We start from the raw sequence: 23,186 nt of genomic DNA, 5'->3' as shown, positions 1-23,186 counted from the left end.
TCGTCAGACTCCTTGCGCGCCGGGATCCAGCTCGGCGGGTACGGGCAATGTCGCCGGCGCCGAGGGCGCTTCGCCCTCGCCCGCGCGCCAGCTGCGCAACTGGAACACCCAGGCGAGCACTTCGGCAACCGCGGTATAAAGCGCCACCGGGATTTCCTGCCCCAGTTCGACGTGTTGATGCAAAGCGCGCGCCAGCGGCGGCGCCTCCAGAGTGGGCACGCGGCTGTCGGCCGCGATCTCCCGTATGCGGGCGGCAACCAGGCCGCTGCCCTTGGCGATGACGCGCGGCGCGCTGCCGGCGCCTTCCTCATAGCGCAAGGCCACCGCGTAGTGGGTCGGGTTGGTGACGACCACATCGGCCAGCGGCACCTGCGTCATCATGCGGCGGCGCGCCATGGCGCGCTGCTGCTGGCGGATGCGCGCCTTGATATGCGGATCGCCATCGCTTTCCTTGTGCTCCTGGCGCACGTCTTCCTTGGACATGCGCAGCTTCTTCAGGTGCGACCAGATCTGCCAGGGCACATCCAGCAGCGGCACCAGCAACAAGGCCGCCACGATCAAGGCGCAACACAGCGCCACCAGATGCAGCGCGCGCGGCAGCGCGGCAGCCGGCGCCGCGTGCATCAGGCCGAGCATATCGTCATGGAAATACCAGATGGCACTGGCCGCCACCCCGCCCACCAGAAAGGCCTTGAGCATTGCCTTGACCAGCTCGACCAGCGTCTGTGCCGAGAAAATGCGCTTCAGGCCCGACAGAGGGTTGAGCTTGGAAAGCTTGAACGCCATGGGCTTGGCCGAGAACACCAGCCCGCCCAGCGCCACACTGCCCAGCACCGCAGCGATGGCCAGGGCGCCGAAAACAGGCAGCACCACCCACAAGGCCTCGCCCGCCCCCTGGGTGGCCAGGCTGACCATCGCGCCCGGATCCTGCGTAACGCGCGTCTCGAACCCCAAGGCCCGGCGCAACACGCCGGACAGCCCCTGGTACAGGAAGGATGCGCTCAGCCACAGGGCCGACACGCCTACCGCCAGCATCAGAAACGTCGTCAGCTCGCGCGAACGCGCAATCTGCCCTTCCTCGCGCGCCTTTTCCAGGCGCCTGGGAGAGGCGGCTTCTGTTTTTTCGAGATCGCTTTCTTCGGCCATGGTCTGCGCAACGGCCGCCCGCCGGGATGCAGGCGGCCCGCGGAGATTCTAGGAGCAGGGCCCAGGGCGCGATCGCCCAAGAAACGGGGAGAAAGCCGCCCTATTCCCTGTCCTGCCCGCGCGCAGCGGGCACGGCCGGCCTCAGAAGCCCAGGCTGGCCAGCAGGTCGTCGACCTGATCCTGGCTGGTCACCACATCGGGCTTGTCGCCCGGGTTGACCTGCGGGCCGTTGAGCAGGCCCTGCGCCTCGTCGCGGCGCTCCTGGGGCACGTTCTCCAGCAGCACCTGCAGCAACTCGCGTTCGATGGCGCCGACCACATCCATCATGCGCATGATCACCTGGCCGGTCAGATCCTGGAAATCCTGCGCCATGACGATTTCCATCAGACGCGCCTGCGTGAACTGGGTCTGCTCCGGCACCTCCGCCAGAAAGGCGCGCGTATCCTTGACCAGTTCGCGGGCTTCGGGCATTTCCAGCGGCTGATCGAACCACTGCTGCCAACGGGCGTCCAGCGCCTTGGCGCCTCGCGCCATGGCATCCTGGGCCGGACCGGCCGCCTCGGTCGCGTTGAGCACCCGGTTGGCCGCCTGCTCGGTCATCTGGGCCACGTAGCGCAGCCGGTCGCGGGCATCGGGGATGGCCTCGGCGGCATCCTTGATGGCCTGATCCAGGCCCAGCTCGCGCATGCTGTCGCGCAGCATGCGCGTGAGCGAAGCGATGCGCTGGATCAGATCGGTGGGTTCCTGCTGTATACCAGTCGTCGCGTTCATGACGGTCTCAACCTGCCAGTTTCTCGAAGATCTTGTTCAGTTTCTCTTCCAGCGTGGCCGCCGTGAACGGCTTGACCACATAACCGCTGGCGCCTGCCTGGGCGGCGGCCACGATGTTCTCCTTCTTGGCCTCGGCCGTCACCATCAGCACCGGCAGCGAGGCCAACGTGGCATCCGCGCGGATCTGCTTGAGCATTTCCAGGCCGTCCAGGTTGGGCATGTTCCAGTCCGACACCACGAATTGAAAGCCGCCGTTGCGCAGCTTCTCCAGCGCGATCGCGCCATCCTCGGCCTCGTCGACGTTCTCGAAACCCAGCTCCTTGAGCAGGTTGCGGATGATCCGACGCATGGTCGGGAAATCGTCCACCACCAGAATCTTTATGCCCTTGTCTACCATTTCAACTCCAAGAAGATTGTTGTGCTGCGCGCCGCCCCGGGCCTAGACTCGGTGGCCCCGGTCGCCGGCGCGCATGAGAATGCGTTCACTCATTTCCGACAGCGGCACCACCTCATCGGCCGCGCCCAGCAGGATGGCCTCCCGGGGCATGCCAAAGACCACGCAGCTGGCTTCGTCCTGCGCCAGGGTGCGCGCGCCCGCGCGCTGCATGGCCAGCAGGCCCGCCGCGCCATCCTTGCCCATGCCGGTCAGCAACACCCCGATGGCATTGCGCCCGGCCGATTCGGCCGCCGAATGAAACAGCACGTCCACCGAGGGCCGATGCCGATTGACCGGCTCGCTGGCCTGCAGTTCGATGACGTAGTTGGCGCCGCTGCGCCCCAGCTTCATGTGCTGCTCGCCGCCCGGCGCCAGATACACGTGGCCCGGCAGCACCCGTTCGCCATGGGTGGCCTCGCGCACGGTGACCGCGCACAGGGTATTGAGCCGCTGCGCAAAAGATCGCGTGAAGCCGGCCGGCATATGCTGCGTGATGAGAATGGCGGGGCTGTCCGGCGGCAAGGGCTGCAGCACCTCCCTGATGGCCTCGGTGCCCCCCGTGGAGGCGCCCAGCATGACCAGCTTTTCCGAACTGCTGTAATGGCTGCTCAGGCGCGCGCCGCTGGCGGGGGCCGCAGCGGCCCGCCGCTGCAGGCGCGCGCGCGAGGCCGCGCGGATCTTCTCGGCGATCAGTTCCGAGTACTCCAGCAGGCCGTCGCGGATGCCGAGCCGGGGCTTGGTCACAAAGTCGATGGCGCCCAGTTCCAGGGCGCGCAGCGTGATCTCGCCCCCGCGCTCGGTCAGCGAAGACACCATCACCACCGGCATGGGCCGCAGCCGCATCAGTTTTTCGAGGAAATCCAGCCCATCCATGCGCGGCATTTCCACGTCCAGCGTCAGCACGTCGGGGTTGAACTGCTTGATCAGTTCGCGCGCCACCAGGGGGTCGGGCGCAGTCGCGACCACCTCCATGTCGGGATGGCTGTTGATGATCTCGGTCATCAGGCCGCGCACCAGCGCGGAATCATCGACACAAAGAACCTTGAGCTTTCTCATGCGGGTACTCCTGCGCGGGCGGCGCATTGGTACACCGTCTGCCCGAGCAACTGGAAATCCTGGCTGATATAGGTGAAATTCTCGGAATGCCCCGCAAATAGCAAGCCACCCGGCTTGAGCAAGGGCACGAAGCGCCGCAGGATCCTGGCCTGGGTCGGCTTGTCGAAGTAGATCATCACGTTGCGGCAGAAAATCGCATCGAACTGCTCACGCACCGGCCAGCTCGGCGCCAGCAGATTCAAGGTTGCGAAGTCCACCATCTGGGCCAGTTCGGGGCGCACCTTGACGTGCCCCTCGTTGGCTCCTTTGCCGCGCAGGAAGAAGCGACGCAGGCGCTCCGGCTCCATCTTGGCGATGCGCTCCCAGGCGTACACGCCGGTGCGGGCGCGCTGCAGGCATTGGGTATCGATATCGGTGGCGAACACCCGGCTGGACCCCGCCCGCGCCCCCAGCGTTTCGGCCAGGGTCATGGCGATGGAGTACGGCTCTTCGCCGGTCGAGGCCGCGCAGCACCAGACCGACACCGGCCCCGGACGCTGACGCACGAACTCCGCCAGGATGGGAAAGTGATGCGCCTCGCGGAAGAAAGCCGTCAGGTTGGTCGTCAGGGCATTGATGAAATGCTCCCACTCGGGCGCAGCGCTGTCGCGCTCCAGCTCATCCAGGTAGGCGGCAAACTCCTGCCTGCCCTGGGCACGCAGGCGCCGCGCCAGACGGCTGTAGACCATTTCCCGCTTGTGCTCGCCCAGCGCGATGCCAGCATGGGCGTAGATCATGCGTCGCACACGGCTGAAATCCGCATCGCGGAAATCGAACTGCCGCTCGCCGGCAGGCGGCTGGCCGCCCTGGATGGTGCTCATGCCGGGCTCCAGCTCCCGTCAGCGGCGCCGGGCGCCGTGAGCGAACCGGCCGGCTTGCCAGCGGCCAGCCTGCCGGGCGGCACGTCAATGACTTCTCCGCCGCTGAGCTTGAAGACCGCCACCGCCTCGGCCAGATGCTCCGACTGCTCCTGCAGGGCGGCGGCGGCCGCCGCCGCCTGCTCGACCAGGGCGGCATTCTGCTGCGTCACCTCGTCCATCTGCGACACCGCACGGTTGACCTGCTCGATCCCGCTGGACTGCTCCTGCGAGGCAGCGGTGATCTCGCCCATGATGTCCGTCACGCGCTTGACCGACATCACGATCTCCTGCATGGTCTCGCCGGCACGGCCCACCTGCTGCGAGCCGGCCGCCACCTTGCCGACCGAATCCTCGATCAAGCCCTTGATCTCCTTGGCCGCCTGCGCGCTGCGCTGGGCCAGCGAACGCACTTCGCCGGCCACCACCGCAAAACCCTTGCCCTGCTCGCCGGCGCGCGCGGCTTCCACCGCCGCGTTCAGCGCCAGAATGTTGGTCTGGAACGCAATCCCGTCGATCACCGACACGATCTCGGAAATCTTGCGCGAACTGGCCGAGATGCCTTCCATGGTGCTCACCACCTCCGACACCGCCACGCCGCCACGCTCGGCCACGTCCGAGGCGCTGGCCGCCAGTTGATTGGCCTGGCGCGCATTGTCGGCGTTCTGCCTGACCGTCGAAGCCAGTTGCTCCATCGAGGCGGCCGTTTCCTCCAGCGAGGCGGCCTGCTCTTCGGTGCGGCTGGACAGATCGGTGTTGCCCGCCGCGATCTCGTGCGCGCCGACGTTGATCTCCTCCACGCCCCGGCGCACCGAGGACACCGTGCGCGTCAGGCTCTCCTGCATCCGCTTGAGAGCGGTGAACAACTGGCCGATCTCGTTCTGGTTGCGCACTTCCACGCGCGCGCTCAGATCGCCGGCGGCGATGCGGTCGAAATGGGCCCCGGCTTCGCGCAAGGGGCGCAGCACGCGCTGGCGCAGGAACACATAGGTCAGCAATACCAGCGCGGCCGCCAGCACGCCGCCGACCGACACGGCCAGCAGCACAACGTCGTAGCGCTGGCTGGCCAGTTCGAAGGCTTCGATGAGTTCGCTGGCGCGCCAGAAGTCAAACGCTTCGGTGGCGCGCGCAAAGCGCGACTCCAAGCCGTCCTGGCGGGTGGCCACCCATTGCTGGTAGGCGGCCACATCGCCACGGGCCAGGGTCGCCGTCATGGGCTGCAAACCTTCCTGCACCAGCGCGGCAAAGGCTTGCTCGACGTTCTCCAGGCTTTCGCTGGCGCTATCCGGCCGCGGCAGCGCACGGTAGTACTCCAGCTCGGTCTGGGCGCGGTTCAGGGCCGCCTCGGCGCGCTGCAACTGGGCGGCCGCCTCCGGGCTCAGGCCGGGTTGCGCCGGTCCGGCCAGCCCCTGGGCGCCCTGCTCCAGCCCGGTGCGGCCCAGGGCGCCCAGGGTGTCCTTGGCGTTCAGGGCGATGCGCCCCACCGAGTCCGCAATGGCCTGGGTCTGGCGGATATCCTGCAACAGACCATTGCTCACGCGCAGCGACAGCACGCCCAGCGCCGCGCCGATCACCAGCATGAGCGAGAAAAACACCAGCACGGCGACCAGGCTGCCGCGTATGGATAGATTGGCCAGGAAATTGCGCATGACAGACACTCTCCCAAACGACGCGAAAATAAGCGGCAGCCCGCCGGCGGGGCGGGCCAGACACGTCCTCGCCAGGCTACGAGGCGGCTTTCTCCACCAGCGCCATCTCGTCGCTGGTCATCAGCTTTTCGATATCCACCAGGATCAACATGCGTTCATCGACCGTGCCCAGCCCGGTGAGGTACTCGGTCGAGAGCGTGGCGCCGAACTCCGGCGCCGGGCGGATCTGCCCGCCATTGAGCATCAGCACATCGGAGACGCCATCGACCACGATACCGACCACGCGGCGATCCAGGTTGAGGATGATCACCACCGTCTGCTCGTTGTATTCCACGCTGCCAAGATTGAACTTGATGCGCAGATCGACGATCGGCACGATGATGCCGCGCAGATTGGTCACGCCCTTGATGAAGGGCGGCACATTGGCAATGCGCGTGACGCCGGCGGCGTCGTAGCCGCGGATTTCCTGTACCTTCAGGATGTCGATGCCGTACTCTTCGGCGCCCAGCGTAAAGACCAGGAACTCGTGCCCGCCGTCTTCGGCGCGCGCGGATGAGGCTTGGGGTTTGGCTGCCATGCTTGGATCTCCGTCAATTCAGAATGGCTTCGGGCTGGGACCAGCGTTCGCGATTGGCGCGCGCCAGGGCGAAGACGTCGACGATCAGCGCCACGCTGCCATCGCCCAGGATGGTCGCCGCCGAGATGCCGGGCACCTTGCGGTAATTCGATTCGAGATTCTTGACCACCACCTGATGCTGGCCGACCAGGTGATCCACCAGCAAGGCGAAACGCCGGTCTTCGGCCTGCATGATGACGGCGATGGCCTGGGTCGGGTCGGTCTGGGCGCCGCCCACCGAGAACACCCGGTGCATTTCCACCAGCGGCAGATATTCACCGCGCACATGCATCACGCGCTCGTTGCCGGCCACGGAGTAGATCTGCTCCTGTTGCGGCTGCAGGGACTCGGTCACGTGATTGAGCGGCAGGATGAAGGTTTCTTCGCCCACCCGTACCGACATGCCATCCAGGATGGCCAGCGTCAGGGGCAGCACGATGCGGGTGGTGGTGCCCTGCCCGGCCTGGCTGGACAACTGCACATGTCCGCCCATGTCCTGGATATTGCGACGCACCACATCCATACCCACGCCACGGCCGGAAATATCGGTAACCTGTTCGGCGGTCGAGAAGCCCGGCGCGAAGATCAGTTGCCAGAGCTCATCGTCGGAAGTGTTCTCGCTGACCTGCATACCCTGCTTCTGGGCCTTCCTGAGAATGCGGTCGCGGTCCAGGCCGCAGCCGTCATCGCTGACCTCGATCACGATGTGGCCGCCATTGTGCTGGGCCGACAGCACCAGCTGGCCGACCGGCTCCTTGCCGGCAGCCACGCGTTTCTCGGGCGTCTCGATGCCGTGATCCAGGCTGTTTCGCACCAGGTGCGTCAGCGGATCCATGATGCGCTCGATCAGGCTCTTGTCCAGTTCGGTGGCGCGGCCATAGGTATGCAGTTCGATCTGCTTGCCCATCTTGCCGGCGATATCGCGCACCAGGCGCGGAAAGCGGCTGAAGACATAATCCATGGGCATCATGCGGATCGACATGACGGCCTCCTGCAGGTCGCGCGCATTGCGTTCGAGCTGTTCCATGCCATTGAGCAGGCGGTCATGCAGCACGGGATCCAGGGTCGAGGCCGTCTGGGCCAGCATGGCCTGGGTGATGACGAGCTCGCCGACCAGATTGATGATCTGGTCGACCTTCTCCACGCCCACCCGGATCGAGGTCGATTCTTTGTCGGCATGCGCGGCGGCCGCCGGCGCCCGGGCGGCGCGCGCGGGCGCCGCAGCCGGCGTGGCCGCGGGCTCGGCTGCCGGCGTGGCCGCAGGCGCGGCTGCAGGCCCCGGACCGTCCGGCGGCGTGGCCGCCACGGCCGGCGTCGCTGCGACCGGCGCATCGGCAGGCGCCGCCTCGCGGCCCAGCTCCATCTGATCGGCATCGATGATGAAGCAGCACACGGCCTCGATATCCGCCTCCGAGCAGGTGGTCTCGACCCACAGCGTCAGCGTCTCGCCTTCACGCCGCCAGGCATGCACCGTCCCGAGGTTGCCCATTTCTTCGCGCAGAGCCTCGGCATCCTTGTCCGATACCTTGCGGATATGCAGGCGCAGAGGCAGCGCCGCCTCGGCGACGGCCGGCGCTGCGGCGACCACGACCGGCTGCGGCTGCGGCTGCGGCGCTGCGGCAGGCTCGGACGTCGCCGCTTTGCCTTCCAGCGCGAGTTGCCGCAACACCGCGCAGATCCGCTCGAACGTGGCGTCATCCGGTTCTTCCGAGGCACGGTAGGCGTCCAGCTGACTTTTAAGCACGTCTTTGGCTTCCAGAAAGGTGTCGACCATGTCGGAGCGCAACGTCATTTCGTCGCGCCGTATGGCGTCGAGCAGGTTTTCGAGCAGGTGCGTCGTTTCGGCCAGCTTCTGGAAGCAGCCGAACGTGGCCGCTCCGCCCTTGATCGAGTGCGCGGCACGGAAAATGGCATTGAGCTGCTCGATATCGGGCGCACCGACATCCAGCTCCAGCAGCAGCTGCTCCATCTGGGCGAGCAGCTCATCCGCCTCGTCGAAGAAAGTTTCGTAGAACTGACTGAGGTCCAGACCTGAACTCATGGCCGATTGCCTTTTCAAGAACGTCGTCAACGCGACCGGAGCGCCGCGCCGCTTCAGCGCGGCAGCGATTCGTCCAGCAGCTCCGCGGCCAGCTCGACCAGGGTGTCCGGGTCCAGCGGCTTGTTCAGCCAGCCGCATACGCCGAGATCGCGCGCGGCCATCTTGCTTTCGCTGTCATCCTCGGTGGTGAGCACCAGCACCGGCACATCCTGGTAGGGCTCCAGCTGACGTAGCCCCTGGATCAGCCCCAGGCCGCCCATGACGGGCATGTTCCAGTCGCTGATCACCAGGTCCACCGTCTGCTGACGCGCCAGCGTCAAGGCTTCCTGGCCATTGCTGGCGGTAATGACCTGCCAGCCGGCCGAACTCAGTGCGGCGCGGACGATCATGCGCATCGTTGCTGAATCGTCCGCCACCAGAATCGTCGCCGCCATCCTGCTCACTGCTCCTGCCCGGGCGACCCAGCCTGTTCACCCTGGCGCTGATTGTGTTCATCCACGGCCTGCCCGACTTCCTGCGCCTCGCGCGAGGTCACGTCGGCGGCCGCCGCGTTCTCGGCCTCGATGCGGCGCTGCGTCTTTTCATTGAGCACCACGAGGCTGATACGACGGTTAACGGCAGCATAAGGATCATCTTTAACCAGGCTCATGCTCGAAGACAGGCCCTGGATGCGCAACACCTTGCCTTCGTTCATGCCGCCGGCCACCAGCTCCTGGCGTGAAGCGTTGGCGCGGTCGGCCGACAGCTCCCAGTTGCTGTAGGCGCGCTCGCCCCGCGCATACTGACTGGCGTCGGTATGGCCCGAGATGCTGACCTTGTTGGGCAGGTCGTTGAGCACCGGCCCCAGTTCGCGCAGAATGTCGCGCATATAGGGCTGCACCTGGGCGCTGCCGGTGGCGAACATCGGGCGGTTCTGGCTGTCCACGATCTGGATGCGCAAGCCCTCGGTGGTGAGATCCAGCAACAGCTGCGGGCGGAAGTGCTTGAGCACCGGGCTCTCGTCGATGACGTTCTCCAGGCGCTGCTTGAGGTGCTGCAGGCGATGCAGGTCGCGTCGCTCGCGCTCGGACTGGACCTCCTGGCGCTTGCCGTCGGCGCGTCGCAGCTCGCCGGTCTGGCGCATCGGGTCGCTGCCGCCGCCGGGAATGGCGCTGGTCTCGGCAGAGGTGCTCGGCCCGCCGGTCAACGCCACTTTCAGGGGCATGCGGAAATAATCGGCGATGCCCTTGAGCTCTTCGCGCGGAATGATGCTCACCAGCCACATCACCAGGAAGAAGGCCATCATCGCCGTGATGAAGTCGGCATAGGCGATCTTCCAGCTGCCGCCGTGCGACGCCCTGCTCACGACCCGCTTGCGACGGATCACCACGCGATGATTATTGACCGTGCTCATGACTCAGCCATCCTGCCTCAGGCGCGGCCGGGGGCCGCGGTCTTGGCCTGGCGCACGTGTTCTTCCAGTTCGCCGAACGAGGGGCGCACAGCCGAGAACAGCACCTTGCGCCCGAACTCGACGGCCAGCTGCGGCGGGTAGCCATTCATGCTGGCCAGCAACGTCACCTTGATGCACTCCAGCACCTTGACCGACTCGGAGGTACGGCGCTCCACGCGCGAGGCCAGTGGCGCCACGAAACCGTAGGCCAGCAAGACCCCCAGGAAGGTGCCCACCATGGCCTTGGAGATCAGATCGCCCAGCACGGCAGGCGGCTGATCGACGGCAGCCAGCGCCTTGATCACCCCCAGCACCGCGGCCACGATCCCGAAGGCCGGCAGGCCATCGGCCACCTGCTGCAGGGCGTGTGTCGGGACTTCGCGCTCATGGCGGAAAGTCTCGATCTCCTCGTCCATCAGCGTTTCGATCTCGAAGGCGCTCATGTTGCCGCTGATCATGATGCGCAGGTAGTCGGTGATGAACTCCATCAGCCGCTCGTCTTTCATGATGCGCGGATATTCATTGAAGATCGGGCTGGACTGCGGATCCTCGATATGCGATTCGATCGCCATCAGGCCTTCGCGGCGCGCCTTGTTCAACAGCACGTACAACAGAGCCATCAGCTCCATGTACATGTCCTTGCTGTAGGGCGCGCTCTTGAAGGCGCGCGGAATGGCGTCGCGCACCAGCGCCAGCGACTTGCGGCTGTTGCCGGCCAGAAAGGCGCCCAGGGCGGCACCGCCGATCAGGGTCAGCTCGAACGGCTGATACAGCGCGCCAAGATGGCCGCCCAGCCCGATGAAGCTGCCGATGACGGCAATAATCACCACTGCATATCCGATAACGATCAACACATCAGGCCTCTGCCATGGAGTCTAAAAAGCACGCTAATGATCGCCCGATCCCCCCGGCGCAAAAACGCAGGTTACGGGGGGATTTCCGGGGCTGTTGGCCTGTTTGGCTTGCCGCCGAGCCTGTCCGCAGGCTCAGGGACTGACGGCGGCGCGGGCGGCACCGCGGGCCTTGGCGGCAGCGCGGGTCTTGCCGGCCCGGGGCGGCGGACGACAGATCGCGCAGACGAAATCGGTCTGCGGATCATGGGCATGGGCGATGAAATGCCCGCCGCATTGGCGGCAGGCCGACAGCTGCAGCATGCCGCTGTCAAAGAAACGCACCAGCATCCAGGCCCGGGTGAAACTGAGCACCGGCTCGGCCGGTTTCCCGGCGCCCGGCTCCTGATCGACATGCTCCAGATACAGGCGATAGGCGTCGATGATGGCGCGTATGCCCTTGCTGGGCGTGCGCGCATTCAGAAAGGAAAACACGTTGTAGAACAAGGAGGAATGGATATTCGGCAGCCAGGTCATGAACCAGTCCACCGAAAACGGCAACATCCCCTTGGGTGGCGAGCAACCGCGCACCTCGCGATACAACCGGGCCAGCCGGTCGTGACTGAGGTTGGTTTCTGCCTCCAGCACCTGCAACCGCGCACCCAGCGTGATCATTGCACTGGCCAACAGGATTTCATCGGCCTCCTGGGCCACACTCTTTACCACCGCCACGCCTGCTCTCCCGAACCTGCCCGCGCCATCAGGCGATTTCTTCGACCGGCTGGCCGGCCAGCAGAATCGTGGCATGCGCCTGTTGCAGCGCGCCGCCCAGCACATCCTGCGTCAGGGCCGACAGCAGGCTGTAGTCATCGAAGCGGAAACGGCACAGCAGCGAACTGGAGCTGGCCAGCTTGACCAGCTGGGCCGGAGACAGGCGCATGAGGATATCGGCCACTTCGTTGCTGAAGCCCAGGCGAAACGTCGAGGCGGCATAGTCCTCACGCAGCATGCGTTGCGCCAGCAACAGATACGACAGATTGACCTCGCGGATATCCGCAAGCAAGGAACTGTCAGCGGTTTTCACTATTCACTCCTGTGACTGACTGGGACTACTCGTATTCATTCGAAACTTGCGAGCCGCGCTCGCCGTGAAGCGGCCTGATAACTTTTTCGGCTTTATGCAGAATGTACCAGTTCATCGCAATTTGCATGAAATTTAACATGACCACCGTTATTTTCTTAGATTTAGATGACGAAACATTGATATTTTTCAGTCTTTGAAAGCATTCTTAATTTTATTGTTACCTCTGTTGCGGATGTTACAGCGCAAATTCGTAAATTAGCCTTCAAAAGGTTGCGTGCTTACCCGAATGCGCGACTGTATTTTTCGGACAATTACGATTGCGTGAACAAATCTCGCATCACCTTCCCGATACGTCTCGTTATTAGGGACGTTGCCATTCAGCAACAACATGGTCCGCCGCGAGGCAAGATCCCGTCGCCTAGACTTCCATGCCCAACGACGAAGAAAGCCTGGTCCGATACGCGCCGCTGGTTCGCAAACTGGCGCTGCAGTTGCTTGCGCGCCTGCCTGCCAGCGTGCAGCTCGACGACCTGATCCAGGCCGGCATGATCGGCCTGCTGGACGCCGTGCGCCGATACCAGGAAAGCCCGGACGCCCAGTTCGAGACCTATGCCACCACCCGCATCCGGGGCGCCATGCTCGATGAGCTGCGTAGCCAGGATTGGCTGCCGCGCAGCGTGCGCCAGAAGGGGCGGCGCATCGAAGGCGCGATCCAGCGACAGGAACAGCGTCTCATGCGCCCGCCCAGCGAAGCGGAGATCGCCGACGAGCTGGGCGTCTCCCTGGGCGAGTACCAATCCATGCTGAGCGACGCGCAAGGCCTGCAGATCCTGCACTATGACGCCGCCGGCGACAGCGACGATGCCGCGCGCGACTGGCTCGAAGACGCCAGTGGCGCCGCCGGCCCGCTGGACGCGCTGCTGGCCTGCGACTTGCGCGCCAGCCTCATCCAGGCCATCGAGCGCCTGCCCGAGCGCGAGCAGCTGCTGCTCTCGCTCTATTACGAGCAAGGCCTGAACCTGAAAGAAATCGGCGCCGTGCTCAACGTCACCGAGGCGCGCGTCTGCCAGTTGCGCACCCAGGCCACCGCGCGCCTGCGGGCCAGCCTGCAGGAAATGGCCTGGGCCAAGCTGCCCGATCCCCAGCTGCTCTCTCACGTGATCTGAGCCGCTGCCCCCCCCGGCTCGCTCTCTATATAGCTATATAGATAGAGCGCGCGACATCGCAGGCGTCCCGCCCCCTTTCAACAAAAACTTGTAACGGCGCCATCCGTACCCTAAAGATCCCCGCCAGGGGGACGTTATCCAGGCAGCGGGAGCGGTGCAACAAGCGCCCTCCCTATGATGATGGGCGGCGGTGCTGCCCAGTTTGAAGAAGCCTTTCTCTCTTGGGAGCAATCCATGGCTGCTGTTATCAACACCAATTACCTGTCGCTCGTTGCCCAAGGCAACCTGACCAAGTCGCAATCCGCCCTGGGCTCGGCCATCGAGCGCCTGTCCTCGGGCATGCGCATCAACAGCGCAAAGGACGATGCCGCCGGCCAGGCCATCGCCAACCGCTTCACCGCCAACGTGAAGGGCCTGACCCAGGCCGCGCGTAACGCCAACGACGGCATCTCGATCTCCCAGACGACCGAAGGCGCGCTGAACGAAATCAACAACAACCTGCAGCGCGTGCGCGAACTGACCAACCAGGCAGTCACCGGCACCAACTCGTCTTCCGACCTGAAGTCGATCCAGGACGAAATCCAGCAACGCCTGGACGAAATCGACCGCGTCTCGGCCCAGACCCAGTTCAACGGCGTCAAGGTCCTGGCTGGCGACAACACCCTGAAGATCCAGGTCGGCGCCAACGACAACGAAACCATCAGCATCAACCTGAAGAAGATCGATGCCAGCAGCCTGGGCCTGAGCGGCTTCAATGTCGACGGCAAGGGCTCGGTCGAAAATCGTGCCGCCACGACGGCAGACCTGAAGGCCAACGGCGTCACCGACAATGGCGATGGCACCTGGACGCTGCAAGAATCCAATACCAAGCTGAGCGCCACCGATGTCCTGAGCCGAGCAGGTACAGGTACGACTGTTACGGCTGCATCCACGACTGACGCAGCTACCGCTTTGGGCTGGACGGGTGGTGCCGGCACGGTCTCAGCATTTACTGCTGATGGCAAGGGCAACTACAGCTACAGCGTCTCGAACGTCGATGATACGACCATGGAGAACAAGCTGAACAGCATGGCCGGATCGGGCCCAGTGGCCGCCACCTGGACCAACAAGGCCGGCCAGAGCATCGAAATTCAAATTCAGTCCGGCGGCAACATCCTCGACAAGGATGGAAACCAGCTTTACCAAACGGCCAATGGTGAGCTGACGCTGAACAATGGCGGCGTCGGGACCAACGCCGCCACCACCAACACGCTGGCCGGCTATGCTGCTGATGCCGCTGGTGCTGGCTCAAGCCTGCAAGTGGGCGACCTGAAGTTCACCGGCGGCACTACTGTTACCGTGACGGGCCTCACGGCATCGGGTTCGCAACTCTCCGGCATCGCGGGCAATACCAACCTGACGGTCTCCGCCGGCGCCCTCGCGGGCGTGGCTGGCACGATCACCATCGACGCCACCTCGGCCAAGGCAGGCGGCACCAATGAGGTCTACGTCAACAAGGCTGGCACGTACAGCACCAATGACAAGACTGCCCATACGCTGACCGCCCACGACAACGGCAAGATCACCGACAGCAAGGCCAACCAGTACTTTGTCGACGCCAAGGGCGAGCTGACGACCGACGAAGTCACCACCACCGATCGCACCGTCGATCCGCTGGCAGCGCTGGACAAGGCCCTGGCCAAGGTTGACGCCCTGCGCAGCGAGCTGGGCGCCGTGCAGAACCGCTTCGAGTCGACGATCTCCAACCTGAACAACACGGTCAACAACCTGTCGGCCGCCCGTTCGCGCATCGAAGACGCCGACTACGCCACGGAAGTGTCCAACATGACCCGTGCGCAGATCCTGCAGCAGGCCGGCACCTCGGTGCTGGCCCAGGCCAACCAGGTTCCGCAAACCGTGCTGTCGCTGCTGCGTTAATCGCAACGGCGCACCCGGCGGGCGGCCTCACTCGCCCGCCGGGTCGGTCCCCAAGGAAAGCCCGCGCAAGCGGGCTTTGCCGCTTCTGCGCACCACCATGGCGCCAGGCCGACTCCGAGCATGCAGATTACCGGCCAAACCCCGGTTTGTTCCTTAGATTAAGGAAGATGCACGCCGGTTACGCTGCCTGGCATCATCCATCTGGGAGGCCCGATGAACGCGCCCGATACGCTGGATCTGCACAACCGCCAGATCGAGTCCGACTACAACAACAAACCCTATACCTCCAAGGCCTTCAGCTATAGCGCGCCCGGCCATCTGCGCGCGGCCGCCCACCTGTATGGCATGGAAACCGTGCCGCTCGCGCAGGCCCGCGTGCTGGAGCTGGGTTGCGCCTCGGGCGGCAACCTGCTGCCCTTCGCGCTGGCCTATCCGCAGGCGCAGGCGGTGGGCGTGGATCTCTCACCCGTGCAGATCGGGCAGGGCCAGCAAATCCTGAACGACCTGGGCGTAAACAATCTGCAATTGCACGCCCTGGACCTGACCCGGATCACCCCCGAATTCGGCCAGTTCGACTACATCATCGTGCACGGCGTTTTCAGCTGGGTGCCGTCCGAAGTCAAGCAGGCCATCCTGCGCATCTGCCGCGAAAACCTCTCGCCGCTGGGTCTGGCCTACGTCAGCTACAACACCTATCCCGGCTGGAAGGCCGGCGACGTAGTGCGCGACGCCATGCTGATGCACAGCTACGGCGCGCAGGACGACGACGAGCGCTTGGCGCGCGCCCGGGCCATGCTGGAGCTGCTGAGCGACGGGCTGGCGGAAGCCAACCGCCTGGCCCCCTCGGTACGGAAAGTGGCGCATGGCCTCAAGGCGCAGTCCGACTACTACCTCCTTCACGAGTATCTCGAACACATCAACACACCCTGCTATTTCGTCGAGTTCGCCGACATGGCTGCCCGGCAAGGATTGGCCTACCTGGGCGACGCCGAACCGCAAAGCGAACTGGGCGCCTCCTACGGACAGAACGTCCAGCTCAATCTGAGCCTGACCGCGCTGGGCCAGCCCAAGGTCATGCGCCAGCAGTACCTGGACTTCGCCGTGGGCCGCAATTTCCGCAAGAGCCTGCTGATTCACCAGGAACGCGCCGATGGGGCGCTGTTTCAGCCGGACATGGCGCGACTGCGGGACTTGCGCTTTGCCGCCTCGTATGCCCCCATGCCCCGCGATGAGCAGCCCGGGCGCGCCTATCGCAACACCAGCGGGCGCATCGTGCGCTCGACGCTCGCGCCCATGCACGCCGTGATCGACACGCTGAGCCAGGCCTGGCCGCGCTCGGCGACCTTCGGGCAGCTGTGCGAGGCCGTGGCCGCCCTGGCGCCGCAGACGGAAGACCCGGCCGCTGCAACTCAGGAACAGCTGCTGTTCCTGTTCCAGCGCAGCCTCTTGCGCTATGGCCTGGAGCCCGCCCGCTACGACCTGCCCTCGGATGGGGCCACCCGCCTGCTGAGCAGCTTCCAGTATCTGCACAGCCACGGCCAGGATCCGGCCTTCAGTACGGGCTGCTTCAACTTCTGGCATGAAGCGGTGGGCCTGCAGCTGGACGCTGCACAGCGCTGGCTGCTGCCGCATCTGGCCGAAGGCGCCGATGCCGCGCAGGCCACCCGCCTGCTGGCTCGGGCCTTGCAGCGCGGTACCGTGCCGGGCCCCGACGGCGCCAATCTCTCGGGCCAGCGCAACCTGGAGCCGACCGCCCAGCGGCTGGTCCAGCAGACCTTGACGCAGCTGCGCCGCTGCGGCCTGGTCATCGACGCGCCGCCCGCCCTGGCCACCGAAGACTGAGCGCAGTAACGACAAAGCCGCCCCAAGGGGCGGCTTTGTCGTTGCCGATACGGATACCGGTTTACTTCTTGCGCTGCGGCGGCAGGTCCGTGCACACGCCCTCGGCGACCTCGGCGGCCATGCCGACGGACTCGCCCAGGGTCGGGTGCGGGTGGATGGTCTTGCCGATATCCACCATGTCGGCGCCCATCTCGATCGCCAGGGCGATCTCGCTGATGAGGTCGCCCGCATGCGTGCCCACGATGCCGCCGCCCACGATGCGGTGGGTCTCGGCGTCGAACAGCAGCTTGGTGAAGCCTTCGTCGCGGCCGTTGGCGATGGCGCGGCCCGAGGCGGCCCAGGGGAACAGGCCCTTCTCGATCTTGACGCCCTGCTTCCTGGCTTCGTCTTCGGTCAGGCCGACCCAGGCCACTTCCGGATCGGTGTAAGCCACCGACGGAATGACACGGGCATCGAAGAAGGACTTCTGGCCGGCCGCCACTTCGGCAGCCACATGGCCCTCGTGCACCGCCTTGTGGGCCAGCATGGGCTGGCCGACGATGTCGCCGATGGCGAAGATGTGCGGCACATTGGTACGCATCTGCGCATCGACTTCGATGAAGCCTCGCTCGGTGACGGCGATGCCGGCCTTGTCGGCGCCGATCTTCTTGCCATTGGGGCTGCGCCCCACGGCCTGCAGCACCAGATCGTAGCGCTGCGGCTCCTTGGGCGCGCCCTCGCCCTCGAAGCTGACGTAGATGCCATCGGCGCGAGCCTCGGCGCCCACCGTCTTGGTCTTGAGCATGATGTTGTCAAAGCGGCCGGCATTCATCTTCTGCCACACCTTGACCAGATCGCGGTCGGCGCCCTGCATCAGGCCATCGAGCATTTCCACCACATCCAGGCGTGCGCCCAGGGTGGAGTACACCGTGCCCATTTCCAGGCCGATGATGCCGCCGCCGATGATCAGCATCTTCTTGGGGATGCTGCGCAACTGCAGCGCACCGGTCGAGTCGACGATACGCTCGTCGTCGGGCAGGAACGGCAGCTTCACCGACTGGCTGCCCGCCGCGATGATGGCCTGCTTGAAGCGGATGGTCTGGGTCTTGCCCTCCGGCGTCTTGACCGACAGATGATGCGGGTCGGCAAACTCGCCCAAGCCCGTCACCACCGTGACCTTGCGCGCACGCGCCATGCCGGCCAGCCCGCCGGTCAGCTTGGCAACCACGCTGTCCTTGTAGCCGCGCAGCTTGTCCAGGTCGATCTTCGGCTCGCCGAAGCTGATGCCGTGCGCGGCCAGCGCACGCGCCTCGTCGATCACGGCGGCATTGTGCAGCAGCGCCTTGGACGGAATGCAGCCCACGTTCAGGCATACGCCGCCCAGGGTGGCGTAGCGCTCGACCAGCACGGTCGACAGGCCCAGATCGGCGGCCCGGAAGGCGGCCGAATAACCGCCGGGGCCGGCGCCCAGGACCAGCACGTCGCACTCCAGGTCGGCCGTGCCGCCATAGGAGGCCGCAGCAGGGGCTGCGGCCGGCGCGGCCGCAGCTGCCGGGGCGGCAGGCTTGGCGGGCGCCGCAGGGGCGGCCTGCGCCGCCGGCGCGCCGGCAGCCGCCTCGACCTCGACGATCACCGAACCCTCGGCGACCTTGTCGCCCACCTTGACGTTCACCGCCTTGACCACGCCGCCTTCGGAGGCGGGAATCTCCATCGATGCCTTGTCGGACTCGACGGTGATCAGGCTTTGCTCGGCGGCGATGGTGTCGCCCACGGCCACCAGCACCTCGATGACTTCCACTTCCTTGAAGTCACCGATGTCCGGCACCTTGATTTGCTTGAGATTGCTCATCGTGTCTCCCGGCGCTTACAGCGCGATACGGCGGAAGTCAGCCAGCAACTGGCCGAGGTAGGCGTTGAAGCGCGCCGCAGCGGCGCCGTCGATGACGCGGTGGTCATAGGACAGCGACAGCGGCAGGATCAGGCGCGGCTGGAACTGCTTGCCATCCCACACCGGCTGATGGGCCGAGCGCGACACGCCCAGGATGGCCACTTCAGGGGCGTTGATGATGGGCGTGAAGTGCGTGCCGCCGATGCCGCCCAGCGACGAGATCGAGAAGCAGCCGCCCTGCATGTCGGCCGGCGAGATCTTGCCCTCGCGGGCCTTCTTGGCCAGTTCGGAAGTCTCGCGCGCCAGTTCGATGATGCCCTTCTTGTCGGCGTCGCGCACCACCGGCACCACCAGCCCGTTGGGCGTATCGGCGGCAAAGCCGATGTGGTAGTACTGCTTGAGCACCAGCGTATCGCCATCCAGCGAGGCATTGAATTCCGGGAACTTCTTGAGCGCGGCCACCACGGCCTTGATCAGGAAGGCCAGCATGGTGACCTTGACGCCGGATTTCTCGTTCTCTTTGTTGAGCTGCACGCGCAGCGCTTCCAGGTCGGTGATGTCGGCCACGTCATTGTTGGTGACGTGCGGGATCATGACCCAGTTGCGATGCAGGTTGGCGCCCGAGATCTTCTTGATGCGCGACAGCGGCTTGGGATCGACCGGGCCGAACTTGGCGAAGTCCACCTTGGGCCAGGGCAGCAGGCCCAGCGCGGCGCCATCGGCCGCGCCGCCCGCCGCGGCAGCCGGCGCGGCCAGGGCGTTCTTGACGAAGGCGCGCACGTCCTCGACCAGGATGCGGTTCTTGGGCCCGGAGCCGGTCACGCGCGAAAGGTTCACACCCAGCTCGCGGGCGAACTTGCGCACCGAGGGCGAGGCATGGGGCAGTTGGCCGGGCTTGAGGCCCTCATCCTGCAAGGCCTGGGTCGGCGACGGGCGTTGCACCGGCGTGGAGGTGGCGGCCTCGCTGCGCGCGGCCGCCGGCTGGGCGGCAGCCGCAGCCGGGGCGGGGGCCTGAGCCTGAGCCTGAGCCTGAGCCTGCGGCGCGGCGGCGCCGGCCTGCCCTTCGACAACCACGATCACGCTGCCCTTGGCAACCTTGTCGCCCACCTTGACCTTCACTTCCTTGACCACGCCGCCGGCCGAGGACGGGATTTCCATCGAGGCCTTGTCGGACTCGACGGTGATCAAGCTCTGCTCGGCGGCGACGGTATCGCCCACCGCCACCAGCACCTCGATGACTTCCACTTCCTTGAAATCACCGATGTCCGGCACGGCGATCTCGACCGGCCCGCTGGAGGCCGCCGGCGCGGCAGCCGGCGCCGGAGCCTGCGTGGCGGCCGGTGCCGCAGCCGGCGTGGCGGCCGGCGCAGCAGCGGGCGCCTCGGCGGCCGCGCCCCCTGCCTCGACTTCGACTTCCAGGATCACGCCGCCTTCGGCAATCTTGTCGCCCACCTTCACGCGCACGGCCTTGACCACGCCGCTCTCGGAAGACGGGATTTCCATCGAAGCCTTGTCGGACTCGACGGTGATCAGGCTCTGCTCGGCGGCGATGGTGTCACCCGGGGCCACCAGCACCTCGATGACTTCCACTTCCTTGAAGTCACCGATGTCCGGCACCTTGATTTCCACGGTTTTGCTCATGTCTGCGGCCCTCAGGCGTATTGGGGGTTGGCTTTGTTGGGGTTGATGCCGTACTTCTTGATCGCCTCGGCCACCTTGGCGGCCGGCACCTTGCCTTCATCGGCCAGGGCCTTGAGGGCGGCGACGACCACGAAGTGGCGATCCACCTCGAAGTGCTCGCGCAGCTTGTAGCGGAAGTCCGAGCGGCCGAAGCCGTCGGTGCCCAGCACCTTGTACTCGCGGCCCTTGGGAATGAAGGGGCGGATCTGGTCGGCAAACAGCTTCATGTAGTCGGTCGAGGCGATGATCGGGCCCTCGGTGCCGGCCAGCTGCTCGGTCACGTAGGGCACCTGGTTGTCGCCATCCGGATGCAGCATGTTGAAGCGTTCGGCATCCAGGCCGTTGCGGCGCAGCTCGGTGAAGCTGGTCACGCTCCAGATGTCGGAGGCCACGCCCCAGTCGTCCTGCAGCAGATCCTGGGCGGCCATGACTTCGCGCAGGATGGTGCCCGAGCCCATCAGTTGCACGCGCAGCTTGCCCTTGCCCTTGGACTGCAGCTTGTACATGCCCTTGATGATGCCTTCCTCGTCGCCCGCCTTGAGTCCCGGCTGGGCGTAGTTTTCATTCATCAGGGTCAGGTAGTAGTACACATTCTCCTGGTCTTCGACCATGCGCTTCATGCCGTGCTGGATGATGACAGCCAGCTCGTGGGCGAACGTCGGGTCATAGGAGACGCAGTTGGGGATGGTCGAGGCCAGGATGTGGCTGTGGCCGTCCTCGTGCTGCAGGCCTTCGCCATTGAGCGTGGTGCGCCCGGCCGTGCCGCCCAGCAAGAAGCCGCGCGCCTGCATGTCGCCGGCGGCCCAGGCCAGGTCGCCCACGCGCTGGAAACCGAACATCGAGTAATAGATGTAGAACGGCACCATGATGCGGTTGTTGGTCGAGTACGAGGTCGCCGCGGCAATCCAGGAGCTCATGGCGCCGGCCTCGTTGATGCCTTCCTGCAGCAGCTGACCGTCGGCCGTCTCCTTGTAGTACATGACCTGGTCCTTGTCGACCGGCACGTACTTCTGGCCTTCCGGCGCATAGATGCCGATCTGGCGGAACAGGCCTTCCATACCGAAGGTGCGCGATTCGTCGGCCAGGATGGGCACCACGCGCGGACCGACCTGCTTGTCGCGCAGCACCTGGTTGAGCACGCGCACGAAAGCCTGGGTGGTCGAGATCTCACGGCCTTCGGCAGTGGGCTCCAGCACGGCCTTGAAAGCCTCCAGCGCCGGCACCGTCAGGTGCTCGTCGGCCTTCTCGCGACGCTTGGGCAGGTAGCCGCCCAGGGCCTTGCGGCGTTCGTGGAGATACTGCATTTCCGGCGAATCGTCAGCCGGCTTGAAGTACGGCAGCGCTTCGAGCTGGTCATCCGGGATGGGCAGACCGAAACGGTCGCGGAACTCGCGGATCGAATCCAGTTCCAGCTTTTTCTGCTGGTGGGTCGGGTTCTTGGCCTGACCCACCTGGCCCATGCCATAGCCCTTGATGGTCTTGGCCAGAATCACGGTCGGCTGGCCGGTGTGCTTGGTGGCCGCGTCAAAGGCCGCGTAGACCTTGTGCGGGTCATGGCCGCCGCGGTTCAGGCGCCAGATGTCCTCGTCGCTCATGCGGGCCACGGCTTCCAGCAGCTTGGGGTGCTTGCCAAAGAAATGCTCGCGCACGAACTTGCCGTCGTTGGCCTTGTACGCCTGGTACTCGCCATCGACCGTCTCTTCCATGATCCGGCGCAGGATGCCTTCCTTGTCGTGGGCCAGCAGCGGATCCCAGTAGCCGCCCCAGATCAGCTTGATGACGTTCCAGCCCGAGCCGCGGAAGTCGCCTTCCAGTTCCTGGATGATCTTGCCGTTGCCGCGCACCGGGCCGTCCAGCCGCTGCAGGTTGCAGTTGACGACGAAGATCAGGTTGTCGAGCTTTTCGCGCGCGGCCAGGGAGATCGCGCCCAGCGATTCGGGCTCGTCCATTTCGCCGTCGCCGCAGAACACCCAGACCTTGCGGTGGCTGGTGTCGGCAATGCCACGGGCATGCAGGTACTTCAGGAAACGGGCCTGATAGATTGCCATCAGGGGGCCAAGCCCCATCGACACCGTCGGGAACTGCCAGAAATCCGGCATCAGCTTGGGGTGCGGATAGGAAGACAGGCCCTTGCCGTCGACTTCCTGGCGGAAGTGATCCAGCTGCTCTTCGGTGAGGCGGTTTTCCAGGAAGGCGCGGGCGTACATGCCCGGCGAGGTATGGCCCTGGAAATAGACCAGATCACCGCCATGCTCTTCGGATTCGGCGTGCCAGAAATGGTTCTGGCCGCAACCGATCATGGTCGCCAGCGACGCAAAGGAGGCGATGTGGCCGCCCAGGTCGCCGCCGTCCGGCGGGTTGTGGCGGTTGGCCTTGACCACCATGGCCATGGCGTTCCAGCGCACATAGGAACGAATACGGGCTTCCAGCTCCAGGTTGCCCGGGTGACGCGGCTCCAGCCCCGGGGGGATGGTGTTCACATAGGCGGTATTGGGCGAAAACGGGATGTGGGCACCCGAGCGGCGAGCCTCATCGATCAGGCGCTCCAGCAAGTAGTGAGCGCGCTGCGGGCCTTCGCGATCGAGTACGGCCGCCAGGGCTTCCAACCACTCCTGGGTCTCTAGGGTGTCTTCATCATTGGCTGCCGCGAGGCTGCCTACCTGAGCGAGAGAGGACATCGTGTGTCTCCTGATGGGGTTTTCTGAACCACACCCCGCATGGGTAACACGCGGGGTACAGAAAGGGATGCACGCGGCC

19 protein-coding genes are annotated in these 23,186 nt (G+C 65.4%); 3 read left to right on the top strand and 16 right to left on the bottom strand.

Features of this window, described 5'->3' with window-relative positions; all coding sequences use genetic code 11:
* Positions 1 to 3: 3 nt before the first annotated feature.
* The 13 genes from flhB to flhD form a co-directional block, all read right to left on the bottom strand.
* The gene (gene flhB / locus A7V84_RS16910; RefSeq protein ID WP_033534821.1) at positions 4 to 1,146 is read right to left on the bottom strand and encodes a flagellar biosynthesis protein FlhB; all 1,143 of its coding nucleotides are present in this window, start codon (positions 1,144 to 1,146) and stop codon (positions 4 to 6) included.
* 141 nt (positions 1,147 to 1,287) lie between these two features.
* Positions 1,288 to 1,917 (bottom strand): protein phosphatase CheZ, encoded by a 630-nt coding sequence (cheZ, locus tag A7V84_RS16905; RefSeq protein ID WP_025515863.1) that lies wholly within the window; start codon positions 1,915 to 1,917, stop codon positions 1,288 to 1,290.
* Positions 1,918 to 1,924: 7 nt separating this feature from the next.
* Complete coding sequence (gene cheY / locus A7V84_RS16900) at positions 1,925 to 2,314, bottom strand: chemotaxis response regulator CheY (protein WP_025515861.1); 390 nt, start codon at positions 2,312 to 2,314, stop codon at positions 1,925 to 1,927.
* A 42-nt stretch (positions 2,315 to 2,356) separates the two neighbouring features.
* Positions 2,357 to 3,409 (bottom strand): protein-glutamate methylesterase/protein-glutamine glutaminase, encoded by a 1,053-nt coding sequence (locus tag A7V84_RS16895; RefSeq protein WP_063492317.1) that lies wholly within the window; start codon positions 3,407 to 3,409, stop codon positions 2,357 to 2,359.
* Positions 3,406 to 4,269 carry a CheR family methyltransferase gene (locus A7V84_RS16890; RefSeq protein ID WP_025515851.1) on the bottom strand — a complete coding sequence of 288 codons (864 nt, stop codon included), beginning with the start codon at positions 4,267 to 4,269 and terminating at the stop codon, positions 3,406 to 3,408. The genes A7V84_RS16895 and A7V84_RS16890 overlap by 4 nt, the downstream gene beginning before the upstream one ends.
* Entirely contained in the window at positions 4,266 to 5,954 is a 1,689-nt protein-coding gene (locus A7V84_RS16885; RefSeq protein ID WP_063492318.1) for a methyl-accepting chemotaxis protein, read from the bottom strand. Before A7V84_RS16885 ends, A7V84_RS16890 begins: the two co-directional genes overlap by 4 nt.
* Before the next feature lie 76 nt (positions 5,955 to 6,030).
* On the bottom strand, positions 6,031 to 6,531 hold the full coding sequence (gene cheW, locus A7V84_RS16880) for a chemotaxis protein CheW (RefSeq protein ID WP_025515845.1): 501 nt from the start codon (positions 6,529 to 6,531) through the stop codon (positions 6,031 to 6,033).
* Between the two features lie 13 nt (positions 6,532 to 6,544).
* Entirely contained in the window at positions 6,545 to 8,611 is a 2,067-nt protein-coding gene (gene cheA / locus A7V84_RS16875; RefSeq protein WP_063492319.1) for a chemotaxis protein CheA, read from the bottom strand.
* A 53-nt stretch (positions 8,612 to 8,664) separates the two neighbouring features.
* A complete protein-coding gene (locus A7V84_RS16870; RefSeq protein WP_025515841.1) occupies positions 8,665 to 9,045 on the bottom strand; it encodes a response regulator in 381 nt (126 codons plus the stop codon).
* A 5-nt stretch (positions 9,046 to 9,050) separates the two neighbouring features.
* The gene (gene motB / locus A7V84_RS16865; protein ID WP_025515839.1) at positions 9,051 to 10,004 is read right to left on the bottom strand and encodes a flagellar motor protein MotB; all 954 of its coding nucleotides are present in this window, start codon (positions 10,002 to 10,004) and stop codon (positions 9,051 to 9,053) included.
* Between the two features lie 17 nt (positions 10,005 to 10,021).
* The gene (gene motA / locus A7V84_RS16860) at positions 10,022 to 10,897 is read right to left on the bottom strand and encodes a flagellar motor stator protein MotA (protein ID WP_025515837.1); all 876 of its coding nucleotides are present in this window, start codon (positions 10,895 to 10,897) and stop codon (positions 10,022 to 10,024) included.
* A 132-nt stretch (positions 10,898 to 11,029) separates the two neighbouring features.
* The gene (gene flhC / locus A7V84_RS16855) at positions 11,030 to 11,599 is read right to left on the bottom strand and encodes a flagellar transcriptional regulator FlhC (protein WP_115638877.1); all 570 of its coding nucleotides are present in this window, start codon (positions 11,597 to 11,599) and stop codon (positions 11,030 to 11,032) included.
* 34 nt (positions 11,600 to 11,633) lie between these two features.
* Entirely contained in the window at positions 11,634 to 11,957 is a 324-nt protein-coding gene (gene flhD, locus A7V84_RS16850; RefSeq protein ID WP_025515835.1) for a flagellar transcriptional regulator FlhD, read from the bottom strand.
* A 428-nt stretch (positions 11,958 to 12,385) separates the two neighbouring features.
* Between flhD and A7V84_RS16845 the strand changes: the two genes are divergently transcribed.
* The 3 genes from A7V84_RS16845 to A7V84_RS16835 all read left to right on the top strand — a co-directional run bounded on the left by A7V84_RS16845 (position 12,386) and on the right by A7V84_RS16835 (position 16,882).
* Positions 12,386 to 13,123: an RNA polymerase sigma factor FliA gene (locus A7V84_RS16845; protein ID WP_025515834.1), complete on the top strand. Its 738-nt coding sequence runs from the start codon at positions 12,386 to 12,388 to the stop codon at positions 13,121 to 13,123.
* A gap of 234 nt (positions 13,124 to 13,357) precedes the next feature.
* Positions 13,358 to 15,040 (top strand): flagellin N-terminal helical domain-containing protein, encoded by a 1,683-nt coding sequence (locus tag A7V84_RS16840; protein ID WP_063492628.1) that lies wholly within the window; start codon positions 13,358 to 13,360, stop codon positions 15,038 to 15,040.
* Positions 15,041 to 15,253: 213 nt separating this feature from the next.
* The gene (locus A7V84_RS16835) at positions 15,254 to 16,882 is read left to right on the top strand and encodes a methyltransferase regulatory domain-containing protein (protein WP_063492320.1); all 1,629 of its coding nucleotides are present in this window, start codon (positions 15,254 to 15,256) and stop codon (positions 16,880 to 16,882) included.
* A gap of 61 nt (positions 16,883 to 16,943) precedes the next feature.
* Here the strand turns inward: A7V84_RS16835 and lpdA are convergent, their stop codons facing one another.
* Genes lpdA through aceE form a run of 3 tightly spaced genes read right to left on the bottom strand, consistent with a single transcriptional unit; the run spans position 16,944 to position 23,107 of the window.
* Positions 16,944 to 18,710, bottom strand: coding sequence for a dihydrolipoyl dehydrogenase (lpdA, locus tag A7V84_RS16830; protein WP_025515830.1), 1,767 nt, complete (start codon positions 18,708 to 18,710; stop codon positions 16,944 to 16,946).
* Positions 18,711 to 18,725: 15 nt separating this feature from the next.
* The gene (aceF, locus tag A7V84_RS16825; protein ID WP_063940020.1) at positions 18,726 to 20,390 is read right to left on the bottom strand and encodes a dihydrolipoyllysine-residue acetyltransferase; all 1,665 of its coding nucleotides are present in this window, start codon (positions 20,388 to 20,390) and stop codon (positions 18,726 to 18,728) included.
* An 11-nt stretch (positions 20,391 to 20,401) separates the two neighbouring features.
* Complete coding sequence (gene aceE, locus A7V84_RS16820; protein ID WP_025515827.1) at positions 20,402 to 23,107, bottom strand: pyruvate dehydrogenase (acetyl-transferring), homodimeric type; 2,706 nt, start codon at positions 23,105 to 23,107, stop codon at positions 20,402 to 20,404.
* Positions 23,108 to 23,186 lie beyond the last annotated feature (79 nt).

The sequence above is a fragment of the Bordetella trematum genome (assembly GCF_900078335.1).
Taxonomy (GTDB): domain Bacteria; phylum Pseudomonadota; class Gammaproteobacteria; order Burkholderiales; family Burkholderiaceae_B; genus Bordetella; species Bordetella trematum.
This window is presented reverse-complemented; position numbering and strand designations above follow the sequence as displayed.